Genomic DNA, 18,135 nt, shown 5'->3' on the forward strand with positions numbered 1-18,135 from the left:
ACTCCTTATCCAGCGGCGGAAAAGAATGCCTGGATAGCCCCATGGTCCGCCTGGACCGAGCCCTGGACAAAGCCGGGCTTGCCGCCACCACGGCCGTTGAGGCTTTGGTTCATCTCCTTGGCAAAGGTACGCAGGTCGCCCTCCAGTTGGCCAACGGCGTACTTGTAGCCCTGACCATCCACGCCGGAGAAGCAGGCACACCGCCCGCCACAAGTCTGGAGGACGGCGTCGCACAGGCGGCGCAGACTATCAGGGGTCAGGCCCTCCTCAAAGAGAAGCACATCTCCTGCCCCAGTGAGCTGACGGGCCAGGGAAGCAAAGCGATCCTCCTCCATGGATAGAAGCCGGGACTTCAGAGCGGCGTTCTCCTCGGTCAGCCGCTGGACCGCTGCCCCAGTTTCAAAGGCCTTGGCAGACAGAAGGGTAGACACCTGGTGGTTCTGCGCTAAAATGCTGTTTACATAACGCAAGGCCCGACTGCCGCACACCAGTTCGATGCGTACCCCCTCACGAAACTTCTGAACGGACAGGAGCTTCACAAAGCCCACCTGGCCGGAGGAGGCCACATGGGTGCCGCAGCAGGCGCAGGTATCAGCGCCGGGGAAAGAAACGATTCTTACCCGGCCAGTCAGCGCCTTTTTGCTCCGGTATTCCAGTGTTGCCAGCTGTTCCGGAGAAGGGAAGGTGATGGAGATGGGGTGGTCTTCCCAGATATAGCGGTTGGCCGCCTCCTCCAGCTCCTGGAGCTGGTCTCCGTCCAGCAGTACGTTTAAATCGATGGTAATGAAGTCGCTCCCCATATGAAAACCAACATTGTCGCACCCCCACTTAGCGTGGGCGATGCCGGACACGATATGCTCGCCGGAGTGGTGCTGCATCAAATCGAAGCGGCGTTCCCAGTCAATCTGCCCCTCCACCTGAGCGCCGGGCTCCAAAGGGCCGTCACAGGTGTGGACTACCCGGCCCTCACGCTCGTGGACCTCCAATACCTGGACCGGCCCAAGGACGCCCAGGTCATAGGGCTGACCGCCCCCCTCGGGGTAGAAAGCGGTCTGGTCCAGTATTACGTCATAGCCTCGCTTGCCCTGTATGCAGGACTCTACATGGGCGGAGAATCGGGTCAGAAATGGGTCTTGTTCGTAGAGCTTTTCCATGGTCATGTCCTCTCTCTATATTTTTTGTATCATAGCACACTGGGGTTGGATAGGCAAATTGGAAAGATGTTTCGTTTGAGAATATGATTTCAGGTGGGCGGCAGGAAAGTTTAATGCGGATTTAATGCGGCGGCATTTTGCTTAATCCCATTTTTTTATGAAATGGAATAGGATAGGCTCATCCGAAAGGGCAGGATTCGGATAATAAAGTACAGAGGTGAGTCGTTATGATAGCTGATTATATGTTGCTTCGACTGGTGATTGCCGCTATCGTTATTTTAGTAGCGTCTGTTCTGGCTCTGTCCGTGAAGCTGGTATCTAGGATAGTCCGGTCTGCCGCCCATAAGAAGTCTGTAAAGGCATATTCCTGGGACAGGAGTAAGACTGCTGCTCGTTAAAGAAGCGGCCTCCACATTTGTTTTCCCCATTTGGTCAGAGAGCCGGGACACAAGCCTGTGTTCCGGCTCTCTGTATTTGTGAGTGGGGAGAGCGTTCAACCAATACTGCCGAAGACAGCCCCCAAAACCAGAACCAGCAGGGTAACGCCGCAGAACAGATATTTTGCCATTGGATAGAACCAGGACCCAAGAGGCTTGTGGCGGGCCAGGTTTACCTGCTTGAGTACATAGTCCTTGCCGCATATCCAGAAGAACATGACCGCGGCCAGCAGGGCGCCGATGGGGCAGATATAGATGGAGCACACGTCCATCCACTGGGAGACGATAGGGGCGATGAGCAGGCCCACTCCAATGCCGATGGCCCCGATGATGCCGACGGCAGCGGGCCTTGGCAGGTGGAACAGCTCCTGGAGGGTGGCGGTGGGGGCCTCAAACAGATTGACCAGAGAGGTCAGAGCAGCGAAAACCACCGCGACAAAGAATACCACCAGGATGACTGGCCCGCCGGGGATTCCGCGGATCACATTGGGGAGGTAGATGAACATTAGGCCCGGACCGCTCTCGTTGAGCTGCTGGCCCGCCACCGCCATTGCGGGAATGATGACCAGAGCGGCCAACAGGGCGGCACAGGTGTCAAAGAGGGCCACCATCTTGGCGTCAGAGGGGATGTCGGAGTCAGGGCTCAAGTAGGAGCCGTAGATCAGTGTTCCATTGCCGGCAATGGACAAGGAGAAAAATGCCTGGCCCAGGGCATAGACCCATACCCAGGGGTCCAGGAGCCCTTCAGGGCGGAGGACGAAGATGTACTGATAGCCGGCGGAGGAGCCGGGCAGAGTGACCAGGTAGACGGCCAGACCGATAAACAGTAGAAAGAACAGGGGCGTCATGACTTTATTGGCCTTCTCGATGCCCCGGCCCACGCCGAAGGCCATGATGGCGATGGTGACCGCCATGCCGGCGATCTGCCAGCCCAGGTTTCCAGAGGCGGTGGCGCCAAAATTGGCGCTGAAGGCGTCTACTCCGTCCAGGGCGGACAGAGCGCCGGTGATGGACTGGGCGGTGTACTTGAAGATCCAGCCGGTGACCACAGAGTAACCGATGGCCAGGGCCAGGGATCCCAGGACCGGGATAAGGCCCAGCAGCTTGCCAGGCTTATCGGTGCCGAAGCGCAGCTTGGTGGCCTCGCCAAAGGCGTGGACAGGACCGGACCGGGTGGCCCGGCCGAAGGCCATCTCCCCGATGACGCCGGTGGAGCCGATGATAACCACAAAGATCAGATAGGGGATCAGGAAGGTGGCTCCGCCGTATTTTGACACCCGAGCCGGAAAGAGCCAGATGTTGCCCATGCCGACCGCGGAGCCGATACAGGCCAGAATGAAGCCCCACTTAGAGCCCCAGGAATCTCGTTTCTTCTCATGTTTCATGGATGTTCGATCACGCCTCTCTCTTTTTGACAGGGAAGGTCCTGCGCAGATGTAAGCATACCATATTATAGGAAAAAAACAAAGGGGTGAATTTTCGTTGACAGAGGGGAGGGATTGGGATAGGATGGAAGTAAAAGGTGCCCAAATTGAGAGAACGGAGGATGGAGCGGTGAACGACCTCTCGGTGGACCTGTTTTTTATGAAACAGCCTGAGCTGCTGCCCCTCTATTTGGAGATTGAGAGGGCTGTCCGGGATAGGCTGGGTGACTTTGAAGTGGTGGTACAGAAGAGCCAGATTACCTGGAAAGGCCCAGGCTCTTTCGCCGCCCTATGGCTGCCCCGGTGGAAAAGGCCGGACGGGCGGATCTATGTGGGGCTGTCTTTTTTTCTGGAATTTCAGGTGGAAAGCCCCCGCATTCCCTACTCGACAGAGCCCTACCCCAACCGCTGGACCCACCACACCTCGGTGGCCGATCTTGGCGAGCTGGATGAGGAGCTAATGGGCTGGCTCTATCTGTCCAAGGAATTTTCCGGGCGCAGGCGGCGGAGAAAGAGCTGAAAATCTTGCAATACCGGGCAACCTATTGTAAAATGATTCGAACGCCCTACGATAGACCCCATAAGGAAGGTGAGCATCCATGAGCATGACGGCTGTGAAGTCAGTAGACCCTAGAAGTCCGGCCCACCGGGCGGGTATCCGGGTGGGCGAAACGCTGACCCACATCAACGGCCACATGATCGTGGACGTGCTGGACTATAAATTTTACAGCTATGATCCCAGGCTGGAAGTGACCCTCCGGGAGCGAGACGGCTCCACCCGCACCCTGCGGATCCGCAAGGGGGAGGGGGAGGACCTGGGGCTGGAATTTGAGACCTATCTGATGGACCGGGCCCGCTCCTGTGCCAACAACTGTATCTTCTGCTTTGTGGACCAGATGCCCCCTGGGATGCGACCCTCTCTCTATTTTAAGGACGACGATGCCCGGCTGTCCTTCCTGATGGGCAATTACCTCACCTTAACGAACCTGTCCCCTCGGGAGGTACAGCGGATTATCGACCTGCGGATCTCCCCCATCAACGTGTCCGTCCACACCACAGACCGGGCGCTCCGGGCGGAGATGCTGAAGAACCGGCGGGCGGGGGAGAGCATCGACATCATGGAGCGGTTTGCCCAAAACCACATCACCATGAACTGCCAGATCGTATCCTGCCCCGGCATCAACGACGGCCCCGCTCTGGATAAGACATTGCATGACCTGGCGGGGATGTATCCGGCGGTGAACAGCATCTCGGTGGTCCCCGTAGGCGTGACGAAATACCGGGAGGGGCTGTATCCCCTGACCATTTACAACACAGAGACCGCCGGAGCGGTCATCGACCAGGTGGAGGGCTTTGCCGCCCGCCATCTGGAGAGGGCGGGGACCAGGCTGGCGTGGTGCTCGGATGAGTTTTATCTCCTGGCCGGCCGGGAGCTCCCGCTGGAGGAGTATTTTGAGGAGTTTACCCAGCTGGACAACGGGGTGGGGATGCTCACCCTGCTCTCCCGGGAGTTTGGCCGGGCGCTGGACCTGATGGAGCCGGAGGAGATGGCGGGCGCCACCCCGTTTTCCATCGCCACCGGGGTGTCCGCCGCCCCATATTTGGAGAGATTGATTTCCCAGGCCAGGGAGAAATGTGGTAAAATAGAGGGCAGGGTCTATCCCATCGTCAACCACTTCTTTGGAGAGACCATCACGGTGGCCGGACTGGTCACCGGAGGCGATCTGATCCATCAGCTCAAGGGGCGGGAGCTGGGAGAGCGCCTGCTGATCCCGGCCAATATGCTCCGCTCCGGGGAGCGGGTCTTTCTGGACGACGTGTCGGTGGACGATGTGGAGCGGGAACTTGGTGTTCCTGTTACGGCAGTGGAGCAGGACGGCTATGAGCTGTGCGACGCAATCTGCGGACTGGAGATTACCCCTATGGCCCAACGCCAGAGCCAGGAAGAAACAGAATACTATCAATACAATCAAAGAGTGTAGCGGGGAGCCGAATGTGGAAAGACCGGCATATTTCAGGTCGCCCCTCGCCGCCGCGAAGGCCGCTTCTCCCATAACGACGTCTGGGCATTTTTTGCTGCATTCTCTTGCGCCTCCTCCCCACATCAAACCCGATTTGCTGGGCTTTGATAGGGGCATATGAAAGGATGATTACATGAAACCTCTTGTTGCTATTGTAGGCAGACCAAATGTCGGTAAGTCCATGCTCTTTAACAAGTTGTGCGGCCAGCGGCTGTCTATCGTGGAGGACACCCCCGGCGTCACCCGGGACCGGCTGTACGCCCAGTGTGAGTGGAGAAATCGCACCTTTGATATTGTGGATACCGGCGGCATCGAGCCGGGCACCGACGACCAGATCCTGGCCTTCATGCGGGAGCAGGCGGAGATCGCCATCTCCACCGCCACGGTCATTGTCTTTGTGTGCGACATCAAGACCGGAATGACCGCCTCCGATCAGGAGGTGGCCAATATGCTCCTCCGATCGGGCAAGCCGGTGATCTTGGCAGTCAATAAGGCAGACCAGACCGGGCGGGAGAACCCGGATATCTATGAATTTTATAACCTTGGGCTGGGCGATCCCATTGCCGTGTCCGCCCTCCATGGCCACGGCACCGGCGATCTGCTGGACGCCTGCTTCCAGTTCTTCCCCGAGGAGGAGGACGAGGAGGAGGACGACGACGTCATCAAGGTGGCAGTTATCGGAAAGCCCAACGTGGGAAAATCCTCTCTGGTCAACCGCATTTTGGGAGAGGAGCGGGTCATTGTATCCAACGTGGCAGGCACCACCCGGGATGCTGTGGACAGCGCGTTTGAGAACCAGCACGGAAAATATCTCTTTATCGACACCGCCGGGATGCGGAAGAAGTCCAGGGTGGATGACCGGATCGAGAAGTTCTCCGTCCTGCGCTCCACCATGGCCATCGAGCGCAGCGATGTGTGCCTGATCATGATCGACGCCCAGGAGGGAGTCACTGAGCAGGATACCAAGGTGGCCGGATTGGCCCACGAGGCGGGTAAGGCGTGCATTATTGTGGTCAACAAGTGGGACGCCATCGAGAAGGACGGCAAGACCATGGACAAGATGCGTCAGGAGGTCATGCGGGACCTGTCTTATATGACCTACGCCCCTATTGTCTTTATTTCCGCATTGACCGGCCAGCGGGTGGACCGGCTCTTTGAGCTTATTAACTATGTCAACGACCAGTCCGCAATGCGCATCACCACTGGAATGCTCAACTCGGTCCTGGCCGACGCCACCGCCCGGGTCCAGCCTCCCACAGACAAGGGGCGGAGGTTGAAGATCTATTATATGACACAGGTGGGCATCCGTCCGCCCCACTTCGTCTGCTTCTGCAACGACGCCCGGCTGTTCCACTTCTCCTATCAGCGATATCTGGAAAATCAGATCCGCTCCACCTTCGGCCTGGAGGGCACCCCTGTCCGGCTGACCGTGCGGCAGCGCAGCGATAAGGAGGAGTGATAATGGGTTCCGCGATTTTATTTTTCCTCACCCGGATGGATTTTTGGATCGTGGCAGTCATCTCTTATTTCTGCGGCTGCTTCAATGGGGCGGTGATCGTATCCAAATATATCCTGCGGGACGACGTGCGAAACCACGGAAGCGGCAACGCGGGGCTGACCAATTTCTACCGTACCTTCGGCGGCCCATTGACCTTTGTGGTTATTCTCACCGATGTGCTAAAGGCAGTGGTGGCCATTCTGATCGCGGTTAAAATTGGCGGCGGATATGACCCGCGCATCATGCCGGACTTCCCTTTGGATGGTGCTACGGTCGCCTATTATGTAGTCCTGTTCAAGTATTGGGCGGGCCTGTTCTGCCTGTTGGGCCATATGTTTCCCTGTATGTTCCACTTCAAGGGGGGTAAGGGCATCCTGTCCGGAGGAACCATCGCCATCATGATCGACTGGCGGATCGCTCTGGTCGTGTGGGGCGGCTTTCTCATCCTGGCCGTCCTCACTCGATATGTGTCCCTGGGTTCGGTGTGGGCTGGGGCCTCCTTCCCTGTGGCCACTTGGTTTGTTTACCAAGACTGGGTCATCACCCTGTTGGGGCTGCTGCTCGGCGGGCTGGTGGTCTATATGCACCGGGCCAATATCAAGCGGCTGCTCTCCGGAACGGAAAATAAGTTTTCTCTGCGTAAAAAGAAATGATATGACCGCGGGGGCGGCCCCATGGAGCTGCCCGCCCGGGGGCGCATCGTGCTGTGCCCCTACGAAATGAGACCGTGAACTGGAGGGCCGTCGTGGACACTGGCCCCTACAATATTACATTGGGAGGTAAACTCTGATGAAGATCACCGTAGTAGGCAGCGGCGCCTGGGGGACTGCCCTGGCCCTGCTGTTACTGGAAAACGGAAACGATGTCACTCTCTGGTCTTATCACCAGGAGGAGTCTAACCGGATGCGGGACACCCATGAGAACCCCATGCTCAAGGGAGTGCCTCTGCCGGAGGAACTGAAACTGACCACCGACCTATCCTCGGTCAAGGGATGTGGTCTGGTGGTGCTGGCAACGCCCTCCTTCGCTGTTCGAGCCACCGCAGCCCAGCTGCGGGAGCTGGTGGACCCAGGGACCATTGTTGTATCGGTGTCCAAGGGAATTGAAAAGGATACCTCGCTCCGTCTGAGTCAGGTCATCGAGGAGGAGCTTCAGGGCAAATGCCCTGTGGTGGTGCTGTCTGGGCCCTCCCACGCGGAGGAGGTGGGGCGCCGTATCCCTACCGGCGTGGTGGCGGCGGCGGACGAGCTGTCTATAGCCCAAAAGGTCCAGGACCTGTTCATGAACCCCCGCTTCCGTGTCTATACCAGCGACGATAAGGTGGGCACCGAGATCTGCGCCGCCCTGAAGAACGTCATCGCCCTGTGCGCTGGCTGCTGTGACGGGATGGGCTATGGGGACAACACCAAGGCCCTGCTTATGACAAGGGGACTGGCCGAGATGGCCCGGCTGGGCGTGGCCCTGGGGGGCAGAAAGGAGACGTTTACCGGCCTGGCTGGCGTAGGCGATCTCATCGTCACCTGTACCTCCATGCACTCCAGAAACCGCCGGTGCGGTATCCTGTTGGGCCAGGGCAAAGAGATTCATGAGGCCATGCAGGAGGTGGGCGCCGTGGTGGAGGGCTACTACGCTGCTGCTAATGCCCAGGCCCTGGCGGAAAAGGCCGGAGTGGAGATGCCGATTGCCCAAGCCGCCTATGAGGTGCTCTACCAGGGCCGAGATGTCCACGCGGTCATCACGGACCTGATGGGCCGCGCCAAGCGGTCCGAACTGGATGAGAGCTGGAGCTAAGATCAAAAGCTAAAAGCCGCCTGTTTTTATAACAGGCGGCTTTTTTTACCACCCCGAAGCACAACGACCTGTACGCCGACATAGTATGGGGAAAACAGAAGCGGGCAGAACCCGCGGACAGGAGGGCGCATATGGACGATATTGGTACATTGATTATCAGGGTTTATACCTCGCGGGCACAGATTCCAATTAGCGGAGCCACCGTGGTGGTCACCCATGAGGGGAAGGGGGGCAGGCGGGAGCTGCTCTCCCTCCAGGTCACGGACAGCAGCGGAGCCATTCTTCCGCTCCAGATATCGACTCCGCTGCTGGGAGAGAGTACCGCCCCGCATACAGATGGCCCCGTTCCATTTGCCATATGCAGCGTGTGGGCGGAGCATCCCGGATACGCTATGCTCCAGGTAGATGGAGTCCAGATATTCCCAGGGGTGGAAACGACCCAGGACATGGAGCTGATCCCGCTGGCCGAGGGCCAGTCCAGCCTCCAGGTAAGGGACCAGCGGGAGATCACCGCCCAGAGCCTGTGAGGTGGAACAATGCCGGTCATCATCACTCCTTATATCCCAACCAACATTACGGTCCATCTGGGGCTGCCCAGTCAGTGGGCGGAAAACATCACGGTCAGCTTCCCGGACTATGTGAAAAATGTGGCCTCCAGCGAGATATACCCTACCTGGGAGCTGTCGGCCATCCGGGCCAATGTGTTGGCAATCATCTCCTTTGCTCTCAACCGGGTGTACACGGAGTACTACCGCAGCCGGGGCTATGAGTTTGATATTACCTCCACCACCCAGTACGACCAGAAATTCATCCGGGGGCGCAACTTCTTTGACAGCATCAGCCGGGTAGTGGATGAGATCTTTAACGACTATATCCGCCGTCGGGGGTTTGTAGAGCCTTTGGCCGCCAAATTTTGCAATGGGACCACCAGCACCTGCGACGGACTGTCCCAATGGGGCAGCCAGGACATGGCGAAGCAGGGAGCAAACTCTATGGAGATCCTCTACCGCTACTACGGCGACGATATCGAGCTGGTGGTGGAAGCGCCGATCCAGGATATGACTCGCTCCTATCCCGGCTACCCCCTGCGGTTGGGGTCAGCGGGGGAGGAGGTCGTAGCGATTCAGACCATGATTAACCGCATCTCGCAAAATTATCCCGCGATTCCCAAAATTAGGCCGGTTACCGGCGCTTTTAATGAGAAGACAGAGGAGGCCGTCAGAAAATTCCAGCGGATATTCAATTTAACCGCGGACGGAATCGTGGGAAAGGCAACCTGGTATAAAATGGTCTCTCTCTATGTAGGTGTCACCAAACTGGCTGAACTTATCAGCGAGGGCCAGACCTTTTATGGGATCGAGTTCCAGTTCCCTGGGACTCTGCGGGAGGGGGATACTGGTCCTGAGGTCCGAGTCCTGCAATATATGCTGGCCGTGATGGCGCAGTTCGACGAGGCGTTGCTGCCCATCGAGGTAGACGGGGACTTTGGACACAACACAACCCAGGCTGTCCGGCAATACCAGGGCCTGGTTGGGCTTACGATTGATGGGGTGGTTGGGGAGGTCACTTGGAACTCCATCTATGGCCACTTTGCTCTGGCGGACCAGTTCATGCGCCGGGATATGGTCCGTTTCCCCAGAACAGCCACTGAGATTATGCCGGTCTCGGTTATCAATGTAGGCTCGGATGCCAGCAGCTATGCCGACACCCCACGGGTCGGGCAATTTCCAGGGGAAACTGTGCGGTTTGGCCAGACGGACCGGAGAGGAGAGGTGTTGGTATGACACGAGATGAACTGGAGCGGGAATTGCTGGCACAGCCGGTCAGAAGTCTGCAGTATATGCTGCGGAGGCTGTCGCTGCAATATCCCTTCCTGCCTGAGATTGTGGCGGATGGTGTGTTTGGCGAACGGACTCTGGAGGCGGTGATGCTCTTTCAACGGGAGCTCCATCCTCCAGTGACCGGCATGGTGGACGAGGAAACTTGGAACGACATCCGGGAGCGGTGGATCCTTCTCGAGCGGAAGCTGGCAGAGCCCCGGCCGGTGCGCCTGTTCCCCGGACAGGAAGCCCGGGTCTATCCAGGAAATGAGCAGGAGTTCCTAATTATTCCACAGGCGATGCTCCGAATACTGGCCCGATATTTCGATGGGATTACGGCAGATCAGGCAGACGGGCTTCATGGGCCTGCTTCGGTGGCCAATACCCGCTGGCTCCAGAGGGCGGCGGGGCTAGAGGAGAGCGGGATCATGGACCGGCAGACCTGGGAATTGCTGGGCCGCCTGTACGAGATGTTTGTGGTCAAAGAGAGAAAACAGCAGGACAGCAGCCGCTATCAGGGCAGGGGGTGAGCTCCCTGCCCAAAAAATAAAATGAAAAAAGTTGAAAAAGGGGCTTGCTTTTTTTTCTCCGGTATGCTAATATATACAAGCTGTCTGACTGATGAAAATTCTGGCAGCTCTTTCCGGGTGTGGCGAAGTTTGGTATCGCGCTTGAATGGGGTTCAAGAGGCCCCGAGTTCGAATCTCGGCACTCGGACCAAACAATGATGATCCGAACTACATTATCCAGGCGGGTAATGTGTTCGGATTTATCATTTCTTTCGACAATGTAATATGACAAGCAAGGGCAGGAGAAACAGTCCTGCCCTTGCTTTTTATTTTCCCTGCTGTTATCATATTTTTATAGAACAAATCGGAAGTTGCAGGGGTGGGTTATTATATGAAAAAAGTTTTTCTAAAGATAACGCTGGGGGTTGTTCTCGTTTGCATTTTGTTTGTTGGATTTCTCTATGTCAACAATGATATTGGGGTGGCTTCAACCAATTTAGAAGCGGATATTCGTTCGTCGCAGAAGATTAAGGATGATTGGACAGTCGAGGGAAATGTTTCCGGCACAATGGCTGCGTATATTTCTTATCCCCAGGATATGAGTGACCACACTTTTTCTGTCTATGTTAATCGTCCAGGGCTCTCCTTTGGATATTTCTTTCGTGGCGGTGGGAGCCTTTCAGGAGTTGAAAGGGAAATTGTAGAGTTCACAGTAGAGGAATATAAAGAACGAGCATTTATTTCTATGAATCAGCAGCAGGTAACACAACTACAAATAGATGATGGTAACTCCATTCAGGGGATTTATATTGATAGCAATAAACCTTTTGCGATTGTCTTGCCTATAAATGCTGGTACCATTACTTTTTATGATGTGAACGGAAATATCGTGGAATACTGGAACAATCCTCTTTGACAAATTCCAGTTTGTCGAGGCGTTGAGAAAAGGCGGGAACATCATTTCAGATGTTCCCGCCTTATGTATTAGTTCTGTTTCTTTTTGTCCTTCCCCTGTTGTGCTTTCTACTCGGCAAACTCCCGCTGTCCTTCCTCGCTCTCGAAAAACGCCTGTATCTCCGGGAGCAGGACACGGGCCAGGGCTTCCACCTCGTGATAGGGTATCCCGGTACCGTAGTGGTTGAACTTCTTTTTCCTTGCCACAGGAGCCGCCCCCCAGTCTTAAAGCTGACCCTCGTCAAACAAATAGCCCTGGAATACAGTGCCGTTCCCGGTGATGAAACGGCCCCTTGCGTCCTTGGGGATCTGATCGGCGGCGCTGGTGTTGTCCAGAATGATCTGAGAGAGTACATTGTCCGCTCTGCCGCACACACGGAAGTCCAGGTTATTCTTGATTTGTCCTGGGATGATGTTGGCATCTGGGCGCTGGGTGGCAAGAATGAGGTGGACACCAAAGGCCCGCCCCAGCCACGCTATAGTGGCGAGCCTACTTTCAATCTGCGCCAGCAGTTCCGTTGCCTGTATCTGCTGGGTAAACTGCGAAAGCATACGGCCCCACCCAAGAAACGGCGGTATAATATGGCGGAGGTTATTAAATTTGACCGCTACGTGGTGCAGGCCAAGCTGCTGATGAAGTACAAAGTGGGCATCTGGGAGGGGTTGCACACACTGACCGGGGCGATACAGGGGGAAATAGAGAGAGACCTTCCGGCCAGCGGAAAGGACTCTACCGCCAAAAGCGGCGAGAGCTCCAAAACGAAACCCTCTCTCTGCGTTCAATCCATCAATCAATCCAAACGTACAGGTGGGAGTTACGGATATGCGCCCGGATTGAAGTAGAGGCCCCAACATCCGGCTAAAAATTCACAAGTTATTGCCCACTCCCAAAAAGGAGAAAAACCTCCCCACACACCGCTGTGCCAAACCACTCCAGCGGTGAGGGCGTTTCCTTCTGTGAGAGGTACGCATCCACCTAACCTCGCACAATGGTGCCGTAGCAGAAACAGGGTCGAACAGTCAGGGCCCCACCATACGGCGGGGCCCTGGTACATTAAAAATAAATCTCACGGTGATATACGCCCAATAAAGTAGACAAGTAAAAAAGTAGAGCGAAAGGGGGCCGCATAAGGGGAAACTGCCAGTAGAAAAGAAAATTTGAGTAGTTGAAAATATTATGCGAGGAGAAAGCGATAGCTACTGTGTATCGAAAGTGTATTGTCTCTCAAATTAATTAAATGCGACTGTATGAGATGTACAGGGGAGAGGGGCTATATCCTATGTAAAAGAACAAAAAATATCCAGTACAGGTAAAACTACAGGCAGTAAAGGAATATCTGAACGGGGACATTAGTTATACGGATCTATGCTTGAAATACAAAATTGTAAGCCCCTCTGTTCCCTGCGGATAGATCAAATGCTATAATGACCATAGAGAATTCAAAGACCTCTTAAAAGCCGGAGGGATTCAAATGGCCAAACGGGATACAATGTTGGACGAATGGGTCGAAATTGTTAGAGCTTGTCTGGCGGAAGGAAAGAGCTATCAAGAAATCGCAGAGCGGGAAAAGAAGGAGCTGGAAAGGGGAGGAAGAGAGGTTGAGCCGAGTCTGGTAGGAAAGAGAATATCTTGTTATTCAGGTGATCCATCACGAAAAGAAATATCCAATTGCGGAACTATGCGGAATTCTGAAATTAAATCGTTCTTCGTATTACAAATCGCTTCAGAGAGATGTATCCAAGCAGGAACAGTTCCATAAAATCCCTATCAATTCCTTACAGACCTTCCTATGTTGAACATTACATCCACCTGAAGATAATCTACTATTTAGTATGGACAAGCTGCCTATAATCATGTAAATTTAATTTAAACTTTATGTGCTGTAGAAAAGTGAAGTATATATTAACGAATGTTCATGTGAGGAGTGCGGAGAAAATGACTATTGCACAACTGAAATATATATTAGAGATTGCAAAAACATCTTCAATTAATAAAGCAGCACAAAATTTGTTTATCCCACACTCAGCTTTGTCAAATGCAATTCAAAATTTGGAGAGGGAATTAGGAAATGAAATATTTATTAGAACGCCTAAAGGTGTTAAGTTAACACCCTTTGGACATCGCGTTGTAGCATATCTAAAACCCCTGCAAATTCAGTTAGATCAATTGGATATGTTTTTTGAAGAAAACAAGCGTAATGAAGTTTGCTTTTCTGTAGCAAGTATGGGTTTCCCTTTTGTGTCTGCTCTATGTGGGAAGCTGCTGGAAAAGTATAAAAATGAATGTGTATGTATCCAGCAGTATGAAGAGTATGAACCTGATGTTCCTACTTTGGTGGCAGATAGGATTGCGGAGATAGGAGTATATCGTACTTGGAGCTGCTATTTGCCTGCTGAAGAACAGAAGTTTAAAGCCCAAAAGATACAATTCTATTCTCTGGCCAGCTTAGAAGTTGGTATTACTGTGGGGCGTTCGAATCCTTTGTTTCATCAAGAACAAAGCAGTGTTTCTCCTGATGCTTTAGCAGGGTATCCTGTTATTCTTTATTCAGGACAGGCATCCGGACCATACTCTGATATCTTCCGAAAATTGGGAATTCCACGTGCGCGGCAGCGGATTGCTACAACATCCCGATCAGCTATTTTTGAACACCTGAATACAACACATGGCTACTATTTAAACTCTATTTATAGTGATAATATTTATCAATCCTCACCAGAAACAGCCACTAATCGTAGAACGCTCCGTTTAGAAAACTGTAATATTCGCTCAGAAATTGGCTGGATGAAGCACCAAGACTATATTTTGTCAGACATCGCTAAAGAATTTGTTCGTGGTTTGAAGGAATACTTTCCCGGGTCTGAGACATAAATTATATTCCTTAGTTTAAAAAAGGAGAAGCTGCCTTGAGCTTCTCCTTTTTTATTAAACAGTTGTCGCTTTTTCATACTACCTGTAAAAGGCGGAGAGATTATATAATATTCACATAAAAGGATGTGGCCGCACCTTTAGATTCAATGCGATTATTACAAGAAGGAGTGAGAGGAACAGATGAGTGGAATTGATTATATTGTAATCCTGGTTTATTTGGTTAGCGTCGTATTAGTGGGCCTTAAATGTAAAGAGAAAACTAAGTCATCTGCAGACTACATGGTAGCAGACCGCAAGCTAGGTATTTCCATCTTTATGGGAACCTATTTGGCAACTGCTATTGGCGGAGGTGTGCTTAATGGTTGGGTGGGAAATGTATATGAGTCAGGTTTGACTATCCTTCCCTCCATGATTGCGATTTACATTGCCACAATTGTGACAGGATTATTTTTGGCAACGAAGCTTCGCAACTTTGGTGGATTTACTGCGCCAGATGTATTAGGTCGGATGTACGGAAAACCGGCACAGGCATATGGTGGATTGTGCAGTTTCCTGTATCTGATGGGAACTGGTCCTGCCATGCAGACTGTGACCTTTGGTACTGTAATCAATGTTGTCACTGGAATTCCTTTTGTTTACGGAGCTATCATCAGCACAGTCGTCATTCTCCTCTTTACTTATTTTAGTGGCTTTTGGGGCGTAGCGGTAACGGATTATGTCCAATTCATTATTATGGGATTCGGCGTTGCGTTTGCTGCATGGCTCTGCTTTGAGAATGTAGGGGGCTGGGAAGGGATTGTCGCTGCTGTTCCCCAAAGTCACCTAACTGTTCCCAATGATATCACCGCCATTATACGTTTGATTTTTACGACATCTTTAACCACGCTAATTGATGGAAACCGATATCAGAGATTTTTTGCCTGTAAGGACGCAAAAACGGCCAAAAAAGGCACTTTGCTTTCCCTGATTCCTTTGCATACCTTTTATATGGTAATCCTACTGCTGGGTACCTGCGCCTATATTTTGATTCCTAACATTAAGCCGGATGCAGCATTTTCCAGCCTGCTTCTGTATGAACTGCCCCCTGTCCTACGGGGACTGGTTTTTGCGGCATTATTGGCCGCCATTCTGTCTACATCAGACTCCTATTTGTTGGTTGCTGCAACCAATTATTCCAACGATATTTATAAAAATGTGATTAACCCGGAGTGCGATGATCAGAAAATGCTGAAGATTACCAAGCGCACCACACTGGTATTGGGATTAGGCGGTTTGGTTGTTGCCATTTGGATGCAGAGTATTATGAGTATCTGGAACTTGGCTTCTGCGGCCTATGTTGGTGGATGTTTCATTCCCATGCTGTATGCCTTGTTCTTTAATAACTGTAAAAAGTCTGCCTTGGCCGCAAATTGTGCTATGGTCGTTGGTTCTGTGACAGCGGTGGTATTTGAGGTAACAGGGATTACCTTCTTGGGTTTGCCGGGAGCCGCGGTTGGGACACTGGCTAACTTTATAGTGTTTTCCCTGATTACTCTTCTTGATCCTAAGGCGACAGTGAAGAGCCTGTGATGGGTAAGAGTGGAAAGGAGAAAATTGTATGGAAATTTTGATTTATTTGCACATTTTTGCGCTTATTTTCTTTATGGTTTGGATGATTTGGATCTTTTTTGACGAGAAGAAAAAAGATAGGGGAAAATAATGCTGGATTTAGCGGAAAACCGATTTGTATAGATGTTATCAAGAGTGAGTAATTGTGGACACAAAAGGAGTTTGAACATGAATACGCAAGAGGAAATCAAAGCACAATTTCAGTTTAACTGCTTTGGAAAGTTGTATGCCTACCTGTCCTCGTCACTGATACATTGGGGAGGGGTAAAGGGAGAACGTCTTGTGCGGCAGTCTGTTGTGCAGTATGCTCAGGAAAAGGGAGAGCGGATCCGGCGGCATCAGGTAGAGGCTGGCATATCTATTAACCTGAAAAACCTGTTTGCTGAAGAGCCCTGCTGCGGAGCGGACCCTAGATTTTACCGGGTGACTCTCCGAGATACAAAACAAGCACAGTTACAAGAGGTATACAGTTGTCCCCTGGCAAAACAGTGGTCAGCGCTGGATGAGACGTTTGCCGGGTCATTGTATTGCGAAGAATATGCCCATGCGCTTATTCAGGGCTACACATCAGGGAAAGGACAGGCCAATGTATCCAATTCTTTGACTTGTCCTAGAGATAATCGTTGTGTGCTGGCATTTTATTACCGAACAGCTAACATGACGCCCCAGCAACAGGAAGCATTCGAAAATGGGACAGAGGCATCGCCGGCGTGGAGCACCGGACGCAACCTCCTTCATCTTTATGATGCCTTTTATCAAAATGTAAAGAATCAGGGAGTGGATGGGGTTGCCGCTTTAGCCCGCGGACTTAGGGCATTTGCAAAAGACATAATATGTGCCGTTCCAGACCAGGCGAACCGTGCGGGGTGGGCGCTTGACACGGTATTTATGAATGCGTTTCTTCCAATGCCCTACAACCAAAAAACTTTTACCAGTGCAACTTCTTTTTTAGAAGACGCAGAAAAGGAAATTTTTTGGATTAATGTAGTAGAACAAATCCAAGCGACTTTTGCGCTGTAGAAATGAGGGCAGGTCTATGTATACGCGAGAAGAAATGGAAATCATGAACTTAGCCGATAGTTACACATTGCTGTACTCTTTTTTAGCTGGTCCGCTGTTGGCACAGTTTGGCGTGGAGGGAGAGCGAGCACTGAGAGAAGGAACGCGAAAATTTGGTCGCGATCGGGCAGAAAGCTTGCGGGAAAGGCATCTGAAAGCCAACGTGAAAATCAATATGCACAGTTTGTTTGCAGTAGGACCCGATTTGCCGCCTGATCCCCGCTTTCGTCGGGAACTGCAGACTCTGAATGCACAGGAGAGGGTATCTCATACGCTGTTTTGCCCTATGGCTGATATTTGGAAGCGATATGGCGTACTTGAACTTGGAAGGATTTATTGTGAAGAGTTTCATAATGCTAGTTATAGTCATTATGCATATGGCTATTCAAAGGTAAACCTCGCCAAAACACAGACTCAACCCGAAGATGAGTATTGTGCATTCAATGTCATTCTGCGCCCAGAGAATCTCCCGGAAGACTTAAAGCCTGTTTGCTTTGAGGAGTATGATCCCTGTTATACCGGACCTACGAGTGAACTGAAGCAGGCATATGGAAAGGCCGGATTTGGTACGCTATTCATTAAACTCTATTCTCATATTGCCACTACAGCACTTGCACAACTGGGAGAGCAGGCTATGGATGCCATACGTGAGGGCTTACAAAATATGGAAAAAGATGCAGCGGAACGGTTGAAACAGTCTGCAAAAGAGCAAGGCCAACCGCTCACAATTGATTTCTTTTCCAGAAATTACCCGCTGGAAGCAGATTCTTCTAAGGAGCCTATGTGGGATATTTATGGAAAAAATGGGCTGAAAGAAGCTATGGACTGTTTCTTTTACCAACCGCTATTCCAAGAGCTAGGACTCGCCCCCCAATGCAATTAACATACAACCAGCGTGAAGATGATTAGAATCGGGAGACCATGACGAGCATCCGTGCGGAGATAAGTTTTTTCTGATTCCTCTGCACGGATGCTCTTATTTTCTTAT

20 protein-coding genes and 1 tRNA gene are annotated in these 18,135 nt (G+C 52.3%); 17 read left to right on the plus strand and 4 right to left on the minus strand.

Annotation, left to right across the window (positions count from 1 at the left end; translation table 11 throughout):
* Positions 1–5 precede the first annotated feature (5 nt).
* Entirely contained in the window at positions 6–1,154 is a 1,149-nt protein-coding gene (locus tag WKS99_RS06060) for an alanyl-tRNA editing protein (protein ID WP_340405541.1), read from the minus strand.
* A 227-nt stretch (positions 1,155–1,381) separates the two neighbouring features.
* On the opposite strand from WKS99_RS06060, the gene WKS99_RS06065 reads away from it, so the two are divergent.
* Positions 1,382–1,552: a hypothetical protein gene (locus tag WKS99_RS06065; protein ID WP_262670140.1), complete on the plus strand. Its 171-nt coding sequence runs from the start codon at positions 1,382–1,384 to the stop codon at positions 1,550–1,552.
* A gap of 95 nt (positions 1,553–1,647) precedes the next feature.
* Here WKS99_RS06065 and WKS99_RS06070 read toward each other — a convergent pair whose 3' ends face one another.
* Positions 1,648–2,976, minus strand: a complete 1,329-nt coding sequence (locus WKS99_RS06070; RefSeq protein WP_147571411.1) for a sodium-dependent transporter — start codon at positions 2,974–2,976, stop codon at positions 1,648–1,650.
* A 124-nt stretch (positions 2,977–3,100) separates the two neighbouring features.
* Between WKS99_RS06070 and WKS99_RS06075 the strand changes: the two genes are divergently transcribed.
* The 10 genes from WKS99_RS06075 (at position 3,101) to WKS99_RS06120 (ending at position 11,570) form a co-directional block, all read left to right on the plus strand.
* Complete coding sequence (locus WKS99_RS06075) at positions 3,101–3,535, plus strand: DUF5655 domain-containing protein (RefSeq protein WP_147571410.1); 435 nt, start codon at positions 3,101–3,103, stop codon at positions 3,533–3,535.
* A gap of 79 nt (positions 3,536–3,614) precedes the next feature.
* Positions 3,615–4,997: a DUF512 domain-containing protein gene (locus WKS99_RS06080; protein WP_340405542.1), complete on the plus strand. Its 1,383-nt coding sequence runs from the start codon at positions 3,615–3,617 to the stop codon at positions 4,995–4,997.
* A 172-nt stretch (positions 4,998–5,169) separates the two neighbouring features.
* Positions 5,170–6,495: a ribosome biogenesis GTPase Der gene (gene der, locus WKS99_RS06085; protein WP_186851989.1), complete on the plus strand. Its 1,326-nt coding sequence runs from the start codon at positions 5,170–5,172 to the stop codon at positions 6,493–6,495.
* Positions 6,496–6,497: 2 nt separating this feature from the next.
* On the plus strand, positions 6,498–7,187 hold the full coding sequence (locus WKS99_RS06090; RefSeq protein WP_147571407.1) for a glycerol-3-phosphate acyltransferase: 690 nt from the start codon (positions 6,498–6,500) through the stop codon (positions 7,185–7,187).
* A 136-nt stretch (positions 7,188–7,323) separates the two neighbouring features.
* Positions 7,324–8,325: an NAD(P)H-dependent glycerol-3-phosphate dehydrogenase gene (locus WKS99_RS06095; RefSeq protein WP_340405543.1), complete on the plus strand. Its 1,002-nt coding sequence runs from the start codon at positions 7,324–7,326 to the stop codon at positions 8,323–8,325.
* Positions 8,326–8,456: 131 nt separating this feature from the next.
* A complete protein-coding gene (locus WKS99_RS06100; RefSeq protein ID WP_147571405.1) occupies positions 8,457–8,852 on the plus strand; it encodes a spore cortex-lytic protein in 396 nt (131 codons plus the stop codon).
* 9 nt (positions 8,853–8,861) lie between these two features.
* Positions 8,862–10,109 carry a peptidoglycan-binding protein gene (locus WKS99_RS06105; protein WP_262670136.1) on the plus strand — a complete coding sequence of 416 codons (1,248 nt, stop codon included), beginning with the start codon at positions 8,862–8,864 and terminating at the stop codon, positions 10,107–10,109.
* Positions 10,106–10,675 (plus strand): peptidoglycan-binding domain-containing protein, encoded by a 570-nt coding sequence (locus WKS99_RS06110; protein WP_147571403.1) that lies wholly within the window; start codon positions 10,106–10,108, stop codon positions 10,673–10,675. The genes WKS99_RS06105 and WKS99_RS06110 overlap by 4 nt, the downstream gene beginning before the upstream one ends.
* Positions 10,676–10,788: 113 nt before the next feature.
* Positions 10,789–10,865: transfer RNA gene (locus WKS99_RS06115), tRNA-Pro, on the plus strand.
* 180 nt (positions 10,866–11,045) lie between these two features.
* On the plus strand, positions 11,046–11,570 hold the full coding sequence (locus tag WKS99_RS06120) for a hypothetical protein (RefSeq protein ID WP_340405544.1): 525 nt from the start codon (positions 11,046–11,048) through the stop codon (positions 11,568–11,570).
* A gap of 107 nt (positions 11,571–11,677) precedes the next feature.
* Here WKS99_RS06120 and WKS99_RS06125 read toward each other — a convergent pair whose 3' ends face one another.
* Positions 11,678–11,815: a hypothetical protein gene (locus tag WKS99_RS06125; protein WP_262670134.1), complete on the minus strand. Its 138-nt coding sequence runs from the start codon at positions 11,813–11,815 to the stop codon at positions 11,678–11,680.
* Positions 11,816–11,833: 18 nt separating this feature from the next.
* On the minus strand, positions 11,834–12,160 hold the full coding sequence (locus tag WKS99_RS06130; protein WP_340405545.1) for a hypothetical protein: 327 nt from the start codon (positions 12,158–12,160) through the stop codon (positions 11,834–11,836).
* A 30-nt stretch (positions 12,161–12,190) separates the two neighbouring features.
* Between WKS99_RS06130 and WKS99_RS06135 the strand changes: the two genes are divergently transcribed.
* From WKS99_RS06135 to WKS99_RS06160, 6 genes are all read left to right on the plus strand, one after another.
* Positions 12,191–12,451: a hypothetical protein gene (locus WKS99_RS06135; protein WP_147571401.1), complete on the plus strand. Its 261-nt coding sequence runs from the start codon at positions 12,191–12,193 to the stop codon at positions 12,449–12,451.
* A gap of 629 nt (positions 12,452–13,080) precedes the next feature.
* Positions 13,081–13,368, plus strand: a complete 288-nt coding sequence (locus WKS99_RS06140) for a hypothetical protein (protein WP_340405546.1) — start codon at positions 13,081–13,083, stop codon at positions 13,366–13,368.
* Positions 13,369–13,544: 176 nt separating this feature from the next.
* Entirely contained in the window at positions 13,545–14,480 is a 936-nt protein-coding gene (locus tag WKS99_RS06145; RefSeq protein ID WP_262670130.1) for a LysR family transcriptional regulator, read from the plus strand.
* A 180-nt stretch (positions 14,481–14,660) separates the two neighbouring features.
* The gene (locus WKS99_RS06150; protein ID WP_147571374.1) at positions 14,661–16,049 is read left to right on the plus strand and encodes a sodium:solute symporter family protein; all 1,389 of its coding nucleotides are present in this window, start codon (positions 14,661–14,663) and stop codon (positions 16,047–16,049) included.
* Positions 16,050–16,256: 207 nt separating this feature from the next.
* Positions 16,257–17,108: an L-2-amino-thiazoline-4-carboxylic acid hydrolase gene (locus tag WKS99_RS06155; protein WP_262670129.1), complete on the plus strand. Its 852-nt coding sequence runs from the start codon at positions 16,257–16,259 to the stop codon at positions 17,106–17,108.
* 16 nt (positions 17,109–17,124) lie between these two features.
* Positions 17,125–18,030 (plus strand): L-2-amino-thiazoline-4-carboxylic acid hydrolase, encoded by a 906-nt coding sequence (locus WKS99_RS06160; RefSeq protein WP_147571372.1) that lies wholly within the window; start codon positions 17,125–17,127, stop codon positions 18,028–18,030.
* Positions 18,031–18,135 lie beyond the last annotated feature (105 nt).

Source organism: Flintibacter sp. HCN-6482 (assembly GCF_037892565.1).
GTDB lineage: Bacteria > Bacillota > Clostridia > Oscillospirales > Oscillospiraceae > Lawsonibacter > Lawsonibacter aceti.